Below are 14,212 nucleotides of genomic sequence, written 5' to 3'. Positions count from 1 at the left end.
CTCCTGCCGGCGCCGATCAGCCGCTTGCGCTGGAACCGGTTACACCGCTTACGGTCCCCGTATGGACAGCACGCCGCTGGGCGAACGGCCGGTCACGGTGATCCGGCGATACCGAAACGAGGACCACGACGCGGTCTACGACATCTGCGTCCGCACCGCCGACGCGGGCGGTGACGCCCGCGGGAAGTACGCCAGCGACGACCTGATGCCCGATCTGTTCGCCGGCCCCTACCTCCATCTCGAACCGGATCTGGCCTTCGTGTTGGCGCGGGGAGAGCGGGTCGTCGGGTACGTCCTCGGCACGGCGGACACCGCCTCTTTCGTACGCGCCTGCCGTGCGGAGTGGATTCCCCGACTGGCCCACCGGTACCCGGCACCCACGCGGTCGCCCCGGACGCCTGACGAGGAGATGATCGCCCTGCACCACCGGCCGGAGCGGATGCTGCTGCCGCAACTGGCCGACTACCCGGCCCACCTGCACATCGACCTGCTGCCCGAGGCCCAGGGCGGGGGCCACGGTCGCCGGCTGATCGAGACGTTCCTCGCCGCCGTCGCGCGGGCCGGGGCGGGCGCACTGCACGTCGGCATGGTGACCGCGAACGTGCGGGCCCGTGGCTTCTACGACCGGTTGGGCTTCCACGAGATTCCGGTGCCCGATCCGGGCCCGGTCACCTACCTCGGCCGGCCGACCACCGGGTAGCCCGCCGCCCGGCGAGACCGGGCAGGATCATGGCGGCGGTAGCCGGCTCGTCGCCGCGCTGGTCGAACCGCGGATCGACCCGGCGGCGATGATGCCCACCGCCTCGCCGACGTCCACGGTCCTGCCGGTCGTCAGCGGGCGGCGTCCGGGTGCCCCGGCATGCTGGAGCCGCCGCCGCTGCCGCCCGAGGCGCCACCGGCCACACCTGAGCCGTCGTCCTCGGTGACCACGTCCGGCTGCGCCCCGTCCGGTGTCGGCACCTCGGTGTCCGCTTCGACCTGGACCAGCCGCGCCTGGCCGGCCTCGTCCTCGGCGTGCTCCGGGTCGACCGGCAGCTCACCGTCGCGCGCCCGATATCCCATGCGCTACCTCCCGCTGCGTCGGTGTCGTCCGTCGTGGGGCTACCCGGGAGCATCGCGACGAAACGTCGATTTCGGGCGCAGGGTCAGCCCGGATCGGCACGCGGATAGGCGGCAGGAGCAATGGCGACCAACGGCTTGTCCGGACCCGTTGACCCGTCCACTCCATCGTTGAGGTCACCGACGAGCGACTCCGGGGCTCGCATGCGCCACGCGTCGGTGACGAGTTCCGCCAGGCGGTCAACGCTCACCGCTGCCAGCCGTAGCATGACCAGGGGAGACCCGTCGTACGCCGGAGTGGTGAAGAAGAGCTCGGGCTCGCCGAGGAGTAACGCCTGCTTCTCCGCCTCGTCGCCGACGTACAGCACGGCGATGTCGGTGCGGATGCGGCGCGACATCCCGGGCCGGCGCTCGGGGTAGGACCAGACGAAGCCCTTGTCGGCGACCCGGAAGTCGAAGCCGTCACTGTCGATCTCCACCACGTGCGGCAGTGCCAGCGCCAGCCGGCGGACATCCCCGGCGTCAGTCATCGAGGTCGCTCCAGGACACCACTGCACGCACCCGCACAGCCTAGCTGTTCTCCCCGTGACCACAGGGACACCTCTGATGGCCTTGCGGGGAGCGGACTGTCCGGGGTGTTCTCGCGCCCCGGTGGCGGTCGGCCTCGGCGCTCCCCTGGTCGCGGTGACGACCTGGGCGGCGTTCGCCGGACCGCGGTGCGATGTCGGCGCAAGCCTGGTGGTACCTGACCGGCGTCGAACTCACGCGGACGGCCTGGGGCGACTTCCGCCTCGAAGCCGACGAGTTTCTGGTGGACGGCGCGCGGGCGTACGTTCGGGTGACGCAGACCGGGCGTCACCTGGCGACCGTCGACGGCCATGCCGCCACGGAAAGGTCGTCCGGCAGATCAACTCCGTCGTCTACCAGGTGGAGGACGGAGTCATCACGCAGTACTGGATGCAGATCGACCGGGCGGGTCTTGTGCGGCAGCTGAGTGACTGACCCGTGCTGCGACCGCCCATTCTGGGTTGACCGGGAGTGCCCGACGTCCATGGGCGGGTCGGTGGCAGCAGTTGCTCTGCGGCGAAGGCCTTTGCGATGCTTCCCGCATGTCCTCCCCACCCGCCACGTTCGCCGAAGACGTCATCGGTCAGCCGGCCCGGGTTCAGTTCGAGGCGTTCCTGGACGAGCACCGGAGGGCGCTGCATGACTGCCTGGACGGGCTGACCGAGGAACAGGCTCGCCGGTCCCTGGTGCCCTCCCGGACCACGCTGCTCGGCCTGGTCAAGCACGCCACGTTCGTCGAGAAGGTCTGGTTCGACGAGGCCATCACGTGCCGGCCGCGTACCGAGATCGGCATTCCGGCCACGCCGGACGAGTCCTTTGTCCTGCACGACGACGACACCATCGCCACCGTCCAGCACGCGCATCGTGAAGCGTGTGCGGCTTCCCGTCGCGCGACGTCGTCGCTCGGGCTGGACGACACGGTGCACGGGAACCGGCGTGGCCCGCTCCCGCTGCGCTGGGTGTACCTCCACGTGCTGCGTGAGCTCGCTCAGCACTGCGGGCACGCGGACATCCTGCGCGAGCAGCTGTCGCACCGGTAGCGCGCCGTCGTCGGGACATCTTCCGGCCCGGCGAACGATGCGGGCATCGCCTGCCGGTGTGGCTGGCCGGCCCGCTCCCGCTCGCCCTGGTTCAGGCGGCCCGGAGCGCCGCCATGACGACCGGCGGCGGTGGGCGCTCCCCGGCAGCGGGAAACCCCCGCCGGTAGTCCGTCGGTGACAGCCCGACATGGAGGGAGAAGTGCCGGCGCAGATTGTTCGCGGTGCCCAGCCCGGCCCGCCGGCTGACCTCGTCGATCGGTAGGTCGGTGGTTTCCAGCAGCGCCTGCGCCCGGGCAATGCGCTGGGTGAGCAGCCACTTCATCGGCGTGAGTCCGGTTGCGGCGAGCAGCCGGCGGTGGAAGGTGCGGGGGCTCATCCGTGCCCGCGCGGCCAGGGCATCCACCGACAGCGGCCGGTCGAGTTTCTCCATGGCCCAGTGCAGCACCGGGGTGAGGCTGTCGTCGTCGCTGGGCATGACCGGGCGCTCGATGAACTGCGCCTGCCCGCCGGGCCGATGGGCGAGGACCACCATGCGGCGGGCCAACTGGTTCGCGACGTGCGCACCGAGGTCGCGCCGTACGAGGTGCAGGCAAAGGTCGAGCCCCGCGCTGAGCCCGGCGCTGGTGAGGACCTGCCCCTCGTCGACGTACAGCACGGAGTCGTCGACGTGGACCGCCGGATAGCGTTCCGCCAGCAACTCCGTGTGGGCCCAGTGGGCGGTGGCCCGACGGCCGTCGAGTAGGCCGGCGGCGGCGAGGGCGAATGCGCCGTTGCACAGCGAGACGATCCGCGCCCCTGCGGTGCCGGCGCGACGGAGCGCCTCGATCAGTTCGGGTGGGAACGGTCGGTCGCCGGTGACGCAGTCGTCCGGCACCGACGGCACGATCACGGTGTCGGCGTCGGCGAGCTCGGCCATGCCGTGGTTGGTGTTCACCACGAGGCCCGGCCCGCCGTGGGCGCTGCCCGGTCGGATCCCGCACAGCCGGAAGTCGTACCAGGGGTCGGCCAGGTCGTTGTGCGACCCGCCGAAGACCGCGCACGCGATGCCCAACTCGTACACGTCCCACGGGGTCAGGGGTGCGTCGTCGATGACGGATGCCGCCACCGTGTGCCGGTTCATGATCGCCAGAGTAGTTGGCAGGAAACTGGCGAATGTCGTCAGGCCTGCCACTGTCCGGCGAGGTGATCCGATGCGAGCGTTGTTCCCGCCGGGCCGGAAAGCGGCCCCGTACGAAGTGGGGACATGAAGATGGGTGACGGACGTGTGCCGGTGACGGTGATCGGCCTCGGCATGATGGGCCGGGCGCTGGCCCGGGCCTTTCTGTCCGGCGAGCACCCGACGACGGTGTGGAACCGTACGGCTGGCCGGGCCGAGGAACTCGTGGCCGCCGGAGCGACAAGCACGGACAACGTCGCCGCCGCCGTGTCGGCCAGTCCGCTGGTGGTGGTCTGCGTACGCGACTACCAGGCCGCGTACGAGATCCTCGGCCCGGTGAGCGATACCCTCGCCGGCCGGGTGCTGGTCAACCTGACGTCCGGCACGTCGGCGCAGGCGCGGGCGATGGCCGGCTGGGCCGCCGAACGCGGCGCCGGATACCTCGACGGGGCCATCATGATGACCCCACCGGGCATCGGCACTGCGGAGGCGCTCATCCTCTACAGCGGTCCGTCGGAGACATTCGCGGCACACCGGCCGGCGCTGACGGCCCTTGGCGGTGGCACCACTCACCTGGGTGCCGACGTGGGTCTCGCGTCGGTGTACGACGTGGCGCTGCTCGGCATCATGTGGAGCACCTTCAACGGTTTCATGCACGCCGCGGCGCTGGTGGGCAGCGAGAACGTCCCGGCGACCGCCTTCCTGCCGTTGGCCAGGCAGTGGCTCACCGGAGTCGCCTCGTTCCTCACGCCGTACGCCGAGCAGATCGACACCGGCGACTACCCGGCGAGCGACGCCACGCTGGAGACCCATCTCTCCCCGGTCGAGCACCTGATCGAGGAGAGCCGGGCCCGGGGCATCGACGCCACGGCAGCCGAGTACACCAAGAGGCTCGTCGAAGAGGCGGTCGCCGACGGTCATGCCCTCGACAGCTACGCGCGCATCGTCGAGCACTTCGCGCCGGCACGCCGGGCATGAACAACTCCTGGCCCAACCTGGTCTTGTCGGCGGCCGGCGAATGCATCCGGGTGCTGGAGAAGGCGACCGACCAGGACTGGTCCCGTAACGCCGCCGGACTGGAGTGGACCTGTCGCGAGACGCTCGACCACGTGGCGCTCGGCGTCGTCGGCTACGCCGGGCTGCTCATCGCCCAGCCAGCCGACCGGTACATCGCGCTCTTCGCCTCGCTCGACCCGCACGCACCGACCCCGGTCTGCCTGGAAGGCCTCCGGATCGCCGGAACCGTCCTCGCCTGGGCCGTTCGCGAGGCGACCCCCGATGTCCGCGCCTGGCACCCGTGGGGGCACTCCGACGGCACCGGCTTCGCCGCGATGGGGATCGTCGAGTTGGTCGTGCACACCCATGACATCGCCCGGGCCCTCGAACTCGACTGGACGCCACCGGACTGGCTGTGCGGCCCCGCCGTCGAGCGGCTGTTCCCGGACGCCCCGGCCGGTCCCACCGCCGCCGACACCCTGCTGTGGTGCACCGGTCGGATCGCCCTGCCCCACCTCGGTCGCCGCAAGCAGTGGCAGTGGAACGGGAGGGTGCAGCGACGGCCAGGCGGGCCACCTCGCCCGCCAGGTGTCGGGCGACGGGTTGGGATCGCCGGTTGACGTGACCTGATTGGCCCGTCGGGGGAGTTGCGTGGGCTGGTCGCCGTACCTCGCGGGAGGTCGACATCCCCGAGCCGGCACCGCCGCAGTGGCTACGCGGGGCGGTGCCCTCGGTGTCGACGCGTCGCGTCCCACGGTGGCGTCGGAGTCAGCGGTCACCTCCACGTCGTTGACGTAGGCCCCGCGTCTGGGAGCCGCTGCCGGCGGGCGTGCGAGATGGCGCTCGTCAGCAACCCTGGGTGAGGCTGTCCACGGAGTGGACCCGGCCGCCCCACGCGATCCAGCCCTTCGCCGAAACGCAGTAGTTGGCGGTGCCGGTGACGCCGACCGGCCCGGCGTGGTAGGCGTAGGTGCCCTCGTCCGGGGCGGAGATCGCGGCGAAGTCGCAGGGCCGTCCCTCACCCGAGCGCTGCGTGCACCGCGCGATCTGCACCCCGGTCAACGCGGAGTTCCCGTAGGTGGCCCCCCGGTGGTAGAAGCAGGCGCTGTTGGTGCCACCGTTGCTGCTGTTGTAGTAGATGACCAGCTCGCCGACGGGGTTGCTGCTCGGCACCGTCTTGCTGAAGGTCACGGTGCCCGAGCAGGAGACCGCGGCCTGGGCGGGACCGGCGGTGACCAGACTGGCGGCACCCAGGGTGGTGAGGCAGGCGGCCAGCACGCCGGCACGACGAAGGGTACGGAAAGTCATAGTGGTGCTCCCGTGGTCGGTGTCCGATCTGGATCGCCGGAACCGTACCGGCGACCCGTGAAAGGGCCCTGAAATCCCGCTGAACATGACGCGGTCGGGCCAACGCCGAATCGGGTGTGGACAGTAAGCTGAGCCGCTCGAGGCGGTCTGCTCGGGAGCGGGGGACGGTGGACGGTGTCGAGTTCCGGGTGCTGGGGCCGGTCGGCGCGTGGCGGGACGGGCAACAGCTACGTCCGACGAACGCGCAGCAGCGGACCATCCTGGCGATGCTCCTGCTGGCCCCGGGGCACGTGGTGCCCCTCGGCCAGATGGTCACCGCGCTGTGGGGCGACGGTCCGCCCGCCTCCGCGCGCAACGCCATCCAGGGGCACGTGTCCCGACTCCGTCGGCTCGTCCGGGGCATCCCGGGAGTGGAGTTGGCGACGGCGGGTCACGGCTACCAGCTGACCGTGCCGCGTGAATCGGTGGACCTGCACCGGTTCAGGGGGCTGGTCGAGCAGGCGCAGAACGGTCTCACCTCGCCCGACGAACTGCTGCGCTCCGCCGTCGGCCTGTGGCGCGGTCCGGCGTTCGCCGACGTCGCCGGCGAGTGGCTGCCGGCGACCCTCGGGCAGACGCTCGAGCAGGAGCGGGTCGCCGCCATCGAGGAGCTGTCCCGGGCCGAGCTGAGCGCGGGGCGGACCGCCGACGCGGTGGCCCGGCTGGCCGCTGTCGTCGCCGAGCACCCGATGCGGGAGAACGCGGTAGCGCTGTGGATGACCGCGCTGCATCGCGCGGGCAGGCGTACCGAAGCTCTGGAGGTGTTCCGGGAAACCCGGCTCCGGCTGACCAGGGATCTCGGCATCGAGCCGAGCGACGAACTACACCGCGTCCATCAGGCGGTGCTGGCAGACGATCTCCCGGTGACGCCGCCGGTCCGGGACACTCCCTGCTCCCGGCAGTTGCCCACGGAGGTACCCCACTTCACCGGTCGTACCGCCGAGCTGGCCGCGCTCGACGCGCTGCTGGAGTCGCGGCACGCCGGTGTCGCGATCGCCGTGGTCAGTGGCGCTCCCGGAGCGGGCAAGACGGCACTCACCGTGCACTGGGCCCACCGGGTCGTCGATCGCTTCCCGGACGGGCAGCTCTTCGTGAACCTGCGCGGCTTCGACACCAGGGACGCCGCGATGGATCCGGCGGAGGCCCTCCGCCGGCTGTTGGCCGGCCTGGGCGTCCCGGCAAAACGACTTCCGGCGAGCGTGGACGAGCAGTCCACCCTCTTCCGCACGGTCGTCGCGCAGCGACGCGTCCTGATCGTGCTGGACAACGCACGGGACGCGGCGCAGGTCCGCCCGCTGCTGCCGGGAGCGCCGGGTTGCTTCGTCCTGGTGAACAGCCGTGACCAGCTGGCCGGACTGGTGGCCGGACACGGCGCAACCCCGCTTCCGCTCGGGCGCCCCTCCGCGGTGGAGGCGCGAGCCTTCCTCGCCAAGCGCCTCGGTGGCGAGCGGGTGACCGGCGAATCGCGGGCAGCCGCGGAGATCGTCGAATCATGCGGGCGGCTGCATCTGGCGCTGGCCGTGGTCGCCGCCCGCGCCGCCACCAATCCCCGGCTGACGCTGGCCTCGCTCGCGGCCGAGTTGCGGGAGAGCCGTGGCCGCCTCGACGCCCTGGCCAACGGTGACTCCGCCACCGACGTGCGGACCGTCTTCTCCTGGTCCTACCGGTCGCTCGGGCCGGCGACCGCCCGGGTGTTCCGGTGGCTCGGCCTGCACATCGGCCCCGACATCAGCCTGTCCGCGGCGGCCAACCTCACGGGGCTGCCGGTGTCGCGGGCGCGGGCACTGATCGGCGAGCTGATCCGGGCACACCTGATCGAGGAGCACACCCCGGGCCGGTACCTGTTCCACGACCTGCTCCGGGCGTACGCGGAAGAACTGGCGCGGGCCACCGAGCCGGCGGAGGACCGCCGCCGGGCGCTACGCCGGCTCCTCGACCACTACCTGCACAGCGCCGGGCACGTCGCCACGCTCGTGGAGCCGAACCGCCCGCCGGTCCGGTTCGAGCCCCGCGTCGACGACGTGCACGTCGACGAACCGACCGACCGGAAGCAGGCCCTCGCGTGGTTCGCCGCCGAACGCGTGGCGGTCCTGGCCGCGATCGACCGCGCCGCGGCCGAGGGGTTCGCCGCCCACGCCTGGCAGCTCGCCTGGGCGATCAAGCCGTGGCTGAGCCGGCAGTGGCACCGCCACGACCAGGTGCGGGCCCAGCGCACGGCGGTCGCGATGGCGACGAAGGTCGGGGACACCGCGGCAGAGGCGGTGGCGTACCGGTACCTGGCCGACGGCTACGACCGGCTCGGTCGGCACGACGACGCCGAAACGAACTACCGGTACGCGCTCGACCGCTACCGGGCGGTCGACGACCGGGCCGGGCAGGCGCACGTGCAACTGGACGTCGCCAGGATGCGCGACCGGCAGAACCGCCACCGGGAGGCGGTCGGCCATCTGAAGCTCGCCCTGGACCTGTTCCGCGCCGAGGGCGATGACGTCGGCGAGGCCCGGACCCTCGCCGCGCTGGGCTGGGAGCACGCCCAGCTCGGCGAGTACGGTGAGGCGCTGGTGCACTGCCGGGCAGGGCTGGCGTTGCTCCGGGCGAGCGCGGACCGCCACGGCGAGGCGGCCGGATGGGACAGCATGGGGTACATCCACCACCAGCGCGGCGCGTATTCCCTGGCCATCCGGTGCTACGAGCACAGCCTGGAGATGTGGCAGGAGTGCGGCGACCGGATGGGTTCGGCGCGCACCCTGATCAGCCTCGGGGAGAGCCGGCTCGCCGCCGGCGAGGTGGCCGAGTGCGGGCGAGCGTGGCGACGGGCGCTGGCCCTGCTGCACGGCCTGGACGCCGCCGCGGCCGCCGCGCTGGCCGAGCGGATGCGGCGGTTGTCGCGGCAGGGATCCGCCCGGGTGTCGGAGGAGGCACCCCGGCCTCCGGCCCGGCAGACTGGGCCGGGATGACCCGTCGGCCACGGCGGCGGTGCGGCGGCGCGGGTCCCGCGCCGCCACACCGCCGGCCGAGCTATCCGAGCGTGAACCGGAAGAACCTCGGGCGGTAGATCCCCGGGTCCCGGTAGTGGTCCCCTTCGGGGCTCACCCTGGTGTCCATACTGTTCACGTTGTACGAGGCGACGAAGGTGTTGCCCGAACTCAGTGACGCGTGGACGTGCGCGTTGTACGAGATGATGTCACCGTCCCAGTAGCTGCCGTACGGGCCCGGTTCGGGCATCCGGTAGACCTCGGTGCGGTTGGTGAACGGCCCGAACGGCGAGCACGACGTGTACGCCATGATCCGGCCGCTGAACGCCTCCGTGCTGTCCTGGCTGAGCAGCAGGTACTGGCCGTTCCACGGCGTCACGCTGTACTCGTTCGCGATGCCGGTGAGCGTGTTGCGGGCGTTCTGCTCCCGGAACGACCAGCCCCAGGGCGTGTAGTACTGCCAGGTGCCGGAGCCGAGGTCGTCGCCCTGGACCCGCGCGATGCGCATCTGCTTGTGCGTCGGCGAGTCGTCGACGCCGTAGATGTAGGTGTAGCCGTCACCGCTTCGGCTCGCCGGCAACAGCGCCGAACCCCACGCCACTCCACTGGCCGAGGGCAGGTCGCGGACCCGGACGGGGGTGCGCAGGTTGCTCAGGTCGAAGTCCGCCACGACGTTGCGGTTGAACCGGAAGTCCCACGACCCGGGGCCGAACTTCAGGTACTCCTGGTACACCGCCTGCAACCGGCCGCCGGAGAGGTGGCCGTCACCGATCCAGAACCAGGTGGTCGTGGAGGTGGGGCCCATGATGGGTCTGGGCGCCCCGGCCGTCCCGCCGTGGTACGTCGTGAGGTTGTTGCCGTTCTGCACCACGAACGTGTTGTTCACCAGTGGCGCCGTCGTTGGCCGGGTGCCGTTGGCGTTGAGTGGGCCGAGCCAGGTGTCGGAGAACAGCCAGATGATGCGGCCGTCCGGCAGCTTCACCGAGTAGGTGGAGTCGCCGCCGGTCCAGCCGTCCGGGGTGCTGGCCGCGTAGTTGTTGAACGTCGACTCGGGGGCGACGTTCAGACTCAGGCTGGTGACGTTGGGGGCCCGCAGCGAGCACTGCCGTTCCTTCAGCGGCAGCGTGGTCTCCATGTAGGTGCTGAACGTCTTGGGGGAGTCGGCGGCGTCCTGGGAGTGGACCTCCAGCTCGGTCCAGGTGGTCACCAGCGTGGCCACCATCGGGTACGCGAAGTTCGACACCGTGATGAGCCCGCCGGCGTCGGGGTACTTCACCGTCTCGATGGTCGGGTACTCGGCCAGTGAGCCGGGGCTGCCCTTGGGCGACCAGATGATGATGGCGGAGCTGCGGTTCGGGTCCTTGGTGGTGTCCACCAGCAGGGTGGAGCAGTAACCACAGCTCGGGTCGCCGGACTGCGCCTTGGCCCAGAAGTCGTGGTAGACCGCGCCGCCCTTGCGCAGGATGTCCTGGTACTCGGTGTGCGTACCGGCCGCGACGGTGTGCTTCTTGCGCGCCGGCCGGGCATCACCCAACCCGTCGTCGTTGGTCTCGGTGTAGCCGTACAGGTTCGACCGCCACAGGGTGGAGTCGGAGTCCTGGTAGCCGTAGAGGTCCCAACTGCCCGGCGGGGTCGGTAGGGAGGGATTGTTCGCCTTCGCCAGCCGGTAGTTGGCGATGTGGTAGCCCAGCAGCATGTGCTTGAAGTTCATGCCGTAGCCCGCGACCGCGTTACGGATCGCTTCGATCGGCAGGTGGTCGTGGTCCCGGACGCTCTCCCAGGTGTGCCGAACGAACGCGCCGTCGGTTCGCTCGGTGAGATACGCGGGAAGCAGGAACGATCCGTACTGTGAACCGGTACCGAGCCCGCCCCACGAGTTCAGTGCCTGCCCCGGCTTTCTCAGCACGTCGGGCACGTTGCGGGCGTAGAGGTCGTCCTCGCCGAGCGGGCTCCACCCGCCGGTGCGGGCGTAGGTCTGGTGGGCCGCCCACTCCGCGGTGGCTTCCATCCACCAGTTCATCGAGCCGAACTCCTTGCCGCCCACGAAGTCCCAGAGCCAGTCCGCGACGACGTCGGAGCGGTCCCAGTACTGGTACTGCATGACGTGGAACAGCTCGTGCCGGGGCATGTAGTCCCACTCGGTCTCGCTGGTCGGCACCAGGATGGTGGGCTGCTGGTTCATGCCCAACGGCAACACCATCGGCGCGGTGACCTCCGCCCGGCCGAGCTTGTCCACGCCGTACACGAGCACGTACGGCTTGTCGGCGCGAACCGGCAGGGGGTACCCCATCTCCCGGTACTCGCCGACCGCGATCGACAGCGAGTTCAGCATGTGCTGCACGGCCTCCGGCCGCCCGTTCGGGTTGTACACCGGCGGGATGCCGGGCTGGCCGCCGCCGGCGACGTTGTACAGGATGAGGAACTCGCCGGCGCTGGCCCGGCACTTGTAGTTGACGTCGAGGTACTCGTAGTCCTCGGCCCCGCAGTCGTCGTACGCGGCGGCCGCGGCGGCGGGTGCGGGCGCGGTGATCGTCGGTGTCATGGCGCGGGACGCGTCCGGCGTCGCCCTGGCCGACAGCATCGACAGGTACTTCAGGTACGTCGTGGGGTTCTTGACGGGGCCGGTGGGACGCAGGCGCGCGGGCACCGAAGCCGGGGAGTCGATCGACATCGTGCCGTACCGCACGGTCTCGTCGAGGGAGAGCTGGCCACGGTGGTAGGCGCGGACGATCCTCTCGTGCGGCCCGAAGTCCGGCGGGCTCGCCTTCGGCCGCTTGGCCTTGCGGTCCGGGGTCACCGGCTGGTACGGCTTCGCGCGCTGCGGCGCGTACTGGCCGGTGTCGTGCGTGGGTTCGGGCGCCGACGGCGCCGGTCGGGCGCCGACGGGGCGTGCGGCGCCGTCGGGCGGTGTGGCCTGTGACGGGCCGCCGACCAGTACGGTCGCGGCCAGGGTGACCGCGGCTGTACCCATTGCCAGGATGTGTCTCACGCTGCTCCTCGCTGCCGGGGGTGGGCGAGGCGGGCGCACCGGCACCGGACACCGTCGGGTCCGCGCGGGGGAAGGCTGACGTCAGGACCTCATTGCCTCGACGAGAAGGCCCGGCCCGTGCCGATGTCGACGGAGCGTTGGTGGTGCGGAACTGGCGTGCCCGCCATTGGGCCGACGGAACGTACCGGTCACCGCTGATCGACCACTGAAAATCCGCTGACCTCACGGTCCTTTCCGCACCTCGTCGGGTGGGCCCCACGTAGGGATCGCCGGACTGGCTTCCGGCGTGCGGTGACGCTCTTCGTGTAAGACACATCACTGTGGGTAGGACCCAAGGTGGAGCAAGGCCGGTGACGCCCTGGTAGACCCCGAAGTGAACGGAGAGGCGATGTTCAATCCACTGGACCACAAGGGGATTCCCCTGGAGAACCAGATCCGCAACTGGCGCGAGCTGAACGTGGAACCGATCGACCCGGAGGCGGTCGACCCCTACACCCGCTGTCGGATCATCACGATGAACGGCATCGAGGTGGAGGCGATCAACTTCCAGCACCAGTTCGCCCGCAACTGCCCCGACCAGGAGGTCCGCCGCCAGCTGGCGTACGTCCGGTACGTCGAGAGCCAGCAGCAGCGGGTGGTGAACTGGTTGTTGCCCGGCGTGGCCAGCGTGCTGGAGACGACCCTGGGCTACGAACAGGTGGCGGTGGACCTGACCGCCTGGGTTGCCCGCCACGAACCCGACCCGTACCTGAAGCAGGCGTACGAGTTCGGTGTCCTGGAGGACTTCGACCATCTGTACCGCTACGCCAACCTGTACGAGATGGTCGAGCGCCGCAAGGCTGAGAAGGTCGTCGACGGGCTCACCGAGGTCATGCCGGGTCGACCCACCGTGCGGGAGCACCGACACCCGTTCGACGAGGTCCGTACCCCCTACGACCGGAACGGCGTCGACCCACGGTCGAAGCTGAACGCACTGACGATCCTGTCAGCCGAGCAGCAGGTGATGTTCTACTACATGAACGTCGGCCCGCAGTACATGGAGCCGATCGCCCGCCAGCTCTACCAGGAGATCAGCCTGATCGAACAGGAACACGTCACCCACTACGAGTCCCTCGTGGACCCGGGCGAGACCTGGTGGGAGCGGCTGCTCACCCACGAGTACAACGAATGCTGGCTCTACTACTCCTTCCTCCAGCAGGAGAGCGACCCGCGGATCAAGGCGGTGTGGGAACTGCACCTGCAGATGGAGCTGGCCCACCTCCAGCAGGCCGCCGACCTGTTGCGCCGGCACGACGGCCGGGAACCGGAGGAGATCGTCGGCGGCACGGGCCTGCCCGAGCCGCTGACCTTCGAACCCAACAAGGAGTACCTACGCCACCTGTTGGCGACCCAGATCGACCTCACCAAGCTCGGCGAGGGGTACGTACGGGAGGCGCACGAGCGCTTCGAGTGGATGCAGCGGCAGCTGCACGACGGCCAGCAGCCACCGAGCGAGCAGGTCATCGACATGCACCGGGACCGCTTCGGCGACGAGTACCGGATCGAGACCGAGGGCCCGCACCCGGTGGCGGGTCTGCGCGCCGGAGACGGAGGCAGCCATGACTGACACCGGCGCCCCGGCCACGCCGAACTCCCCGGGGGAGGAGGACGTGGTCGATCTGCTGCTCGCCCAGCACGCGCGGATCGAGCAACTGTTCCTGCTCGTCATCGGCGGCACCGGCGACACCCGACGGGAAGCCTTCGACGACCTGGTCAGGCTGCTCGCGGCGCACGAGACCGCCGAGGAGGAGGTTGTCCATCCGCTGGCCCGAGGCCTGCCCGGGGGTGGCGGCGACGCGATGGTCGACGAGCGGTTGGCCGAGGAACGTCAGGCCAAGGAGACGCTGCGGACGCTGATCGCGGGCGGTGTGGACGCCGACGGCTTCGAGACCGGCGTCATCCTGCTGCGCGACGCCGTGCTCACGCACGCCCGCTACGAGGAACGCTACGAGTTCCCCCGGCTACGCCAACACGTCCCCGCCGACCAGTTGCGCGGCCTCGCCGCCGCCGTGCGGGCCGCCGAAGCGACAGCCCCCACCCGACC

The 14,212-nt window shown here is 70.7% G+C and carries 12 protein-coding genes; 7 read left to right on the top strand and 5 right to left on the bottom strand.

Annotation, left to right across the window (positions count from 1 at the left end; genetic code table 11):
- Positions 1-61: 61 nt before the first annotated feature.
- Positions 62-700 (top strand): GNAT family N-acetyltransferase, encoded by a 639-nt coding sequence (locus E1165_RS00060; protein ID WP_132386381.1) that lies wholly within the window; start codon positions 62-64, stop codon positions 698-700.
- A 131-nt stretch (positions 701-831) separates the two neighbouring features.
- Here E1165_RS00060 and E1165_RS00055 read toward each other — a convergent pair whose 3' ends face one another.
- Together E1165_RS00055 and E1165_RS00050 are read right to left on the bottom strand one after the other, a co-directional pair.
- Complete coding sequence (locus E1165_RS00055; protein ID WP_132386379.1) at positions 832-1,062, bottom strand: preprotein translocase YidC; 231 nt, start codon at positions 1,060-1,062, stop codon at positions 832-834.
- A gap of 83 nt (positions 1,063-1,145) precedes the next feature.
- Entirely contained in the window at positions 1,146-1,589 is a 444-nt protein-coding gene (locus E1165_RS00050) for an MmcQ/YjbR family DNA-binding protein (RefSeq protein WP_132386377.1), read from the bottom strand.
- Positions 1,590-2,168: 579 nt separating this feature from the next.
- Between E1165_RS00050 and E1165_RS00045 the strand changes: the two genes are divergently transcribed.
- Positions 2,169-2,666, top strand: coding sequence for a DinB family protein (locus E1165_RS00045; RefSeq protein WP_132386375.1), 498 nt, complete (start codon positions 2,169-2,171; stop codon positions 2,664-2,666).
- 91 nt (positions 2,667-2,757) lie between these two features.
- Here E1165_RS00045 and E1165_RS00040 read toward each other — a convergent pair whose 3' ends face one another.
- Positions 2,758-3,786 (bottom strand): helix-turn-helix domain-containing protein, encoded by a 1,029-nt coding sequence (locus E1165_RS00040; protein ID WP_132386373.1) that lies wholly within the window; start codon positions 3,784-3,786, stop codon positions 2,758-2,760.
- A 129-nt stretch (positions 3,787-3,915) separates the two neighbouring features.
- Here E1165_RS00040 and E1165_RS00035 point away from each other — a divergent pair, with 129 nt between their 5' ends.
- Positions 3,916-4,800, top strand: a complete 885-nt coding sequence (locus E1165_RS00035) for an NAD(P)-dependent oxidoreductase (protein ID WP_132386371.1) — start codon at positions 3,916-3,918, stop codon at positions 4,798-4,800.
- A complete protein-coding gene (locus tag E1165_RS00030; protein WP_132386368.1) occupies positions 4,797-5,438 on the top strand; it encodes a maleylpyruvate isomerase N-terminal domain-containing protein in 642 nt (213 codons plus the stop codon). Before E1165_RS00035 ends, E1165_RS00030 begins: the two co-directional genes overlap by 4 nt.
- Positions 5,439-5,664: 226 nt before the next feature.
- Here the strand turns inward: E1165_RS00030 and E1165_RS00025 are convergent, their stop codons facing one another.
- The gene (locus E1165_RS00025; RefSeq protein WP_132386366.1) at positions 5,665-6,126 is read right to left on the bottom strand and encodes a hypothetical protein; all 462 of its coding nucleotides are present in this window, start codon (positions 6,124-6,126) and stop codon (positions 5,665-5,667) included.
- A 167-nt stretch (positions 6,127-6,293) separates the two neighbouring features.
- Here E1165_RS00025 and E1165_RS00020 point away from each other — a divergent pair, with 167 nt between their 5' ends.
- Positions 6,294-9,122 carry a BTAD domain-containing putative transcriptional regulator gene (locus E1165_RS00020; protein WP_132386364.1) on the top strand — a complete coding sequence of 943 codons (2,829 nt, stop codon included), beginning with the start codon at positions 6,294-6,296 and terminating at the stop codon, positions 9,120-9,122.
- 61 nt (positions 9,123-9,183) lie between these two features.
- Here the strand turns inward: E1165_RS00020 and E1165_RS00015 are convergent, their stop codons facing one another.
- Positions 9,184-12,111: a hypothetical protein gene (locus tag E1165_RS00015; protein WP_243704506.1), complete on the bottom strand. Its 2,928-nt coding sequence runs from the start codon at positions 12,109-12,111 to the stop codon at positions 9,184-9,186.
- 406 nt (positions 12,112-12,517) lie between these two features.
- On the opposite strand from E1165_RS00015, the gene E1165_RS00010 reads away from it, so the two are divergent.
- Both E1165_RS00010 and E1165_RS00005 read left to right on the top strand, forming a co-directional pair.
- On the top strand, positions 12,518-13,735 hold the full coding sequence (locus tag E1165_RS00010) for a hypothetical protein (RefSeq protein WP_132386360.1): 1,218 nt from the start codon (positions 12,518-12,520) through the stop codon (positions 13,733-13,735).
- Positions 13,728-14,212 (top strand): hemerythrin domain-containing protein (locus E1165_RS00005; protein ID WP_132386358.1); only part of this gene is annotated, 485 nt, incomplete at its 3' end. The genes E1165_RS00010 and E1165_RS00005, both read left to right, overlap by 8 nt.

The organism is Micromonospora sp. KC723, assembly GCF_004348595.1.
Taxonomy (GTDB): Bacteria; Actinomycetota; Actinomycetes; order Mycobacteriales; family Micromonosporaceae; genus Micromonospora.
The sequence above is the reverse complement of the archived record's forward strand: the minus strand, read 5'-3'. Positions and strand labels throughout refer to the sequence as shown.

What these genes read in the sequence shown, in the direction of transcription:
- E1165_RS00040 (WP_132386373.1), bottom strand. Translation starts at nt 3,786, where the DNA reads ATGAACCGGCACACGGTGGCGGCATCCGTCATCGACGACGCACCCCTG.
- E1165_RS00060 (WP_132386381.1), top strand. Translation starts at nt 62, where the DNA reads ATGGACAGCACGCCGCTGGGCGAACGGCCGGTCACGGTGATCCGGCGA.
- E1165_RS00055 (WP_132386379.1), bottom strand. Translation starts at nt 1,062, where the DNA reads ATGGGATATCGGGCGCGCGACGGTGAGCTGCCGGTCGACCCGGAGCAC.
- E1165_RS00030 (WP_132386368.1), top strand. Translation starts at nt 4,797, where the DNA reads ATGAACAACTCCTGGCCCAACCTGGTCTTGTCGGCGGCCGGCGAATGC.
- E1165_RS00015 (WP_243704506.1), bottom strand. Translation starts at nt 12,111, where the DNA reads ATGGGTACAGCCGCGGTCACCCTGGCCGCGACCGTACTGGTCGGCGGC.
- E1165_RS00025 (WP_132386366.1), bottom strand. Translation starts at nt 6,126, where the DNA reads ATGACTTTCCGTACCCTTCGTCGTGCCGGCGTGCTGGCCGCCTGCCTC.
- E1165_RS00050 (WP_132386377.1), bottom strand. Translation starts at nt 1,589, where the DNA reads ATGACTGACGCCGGGGATGTCCGCCGGCTGGCGCTGGCACTGCCGCAC.
- E1165_RS00010 (WP_132386360.1), top strand. Translation starts at nt 12,518, where the DNA reads ATGTTCAATCCACTGGACCACAAGGGGATTCCCCTGGAGAACCAGATC.
- E1165_RS00035 (WP_132386371.1), top strand. Translation starts at nt 3,916, where the DNA reads ATGGGTGACGGACGTGTGCCGGTGACGGTGATCGGCCTCGGCATGATG.
- E1165_RS00045 (WP_132386375.1), top strand. Translation starts at nt 2,169, where the DNA reads ATGTCCTCCCCACCCGCCACGTTCGCCGAAGACGTCATCGGTCAGCCG.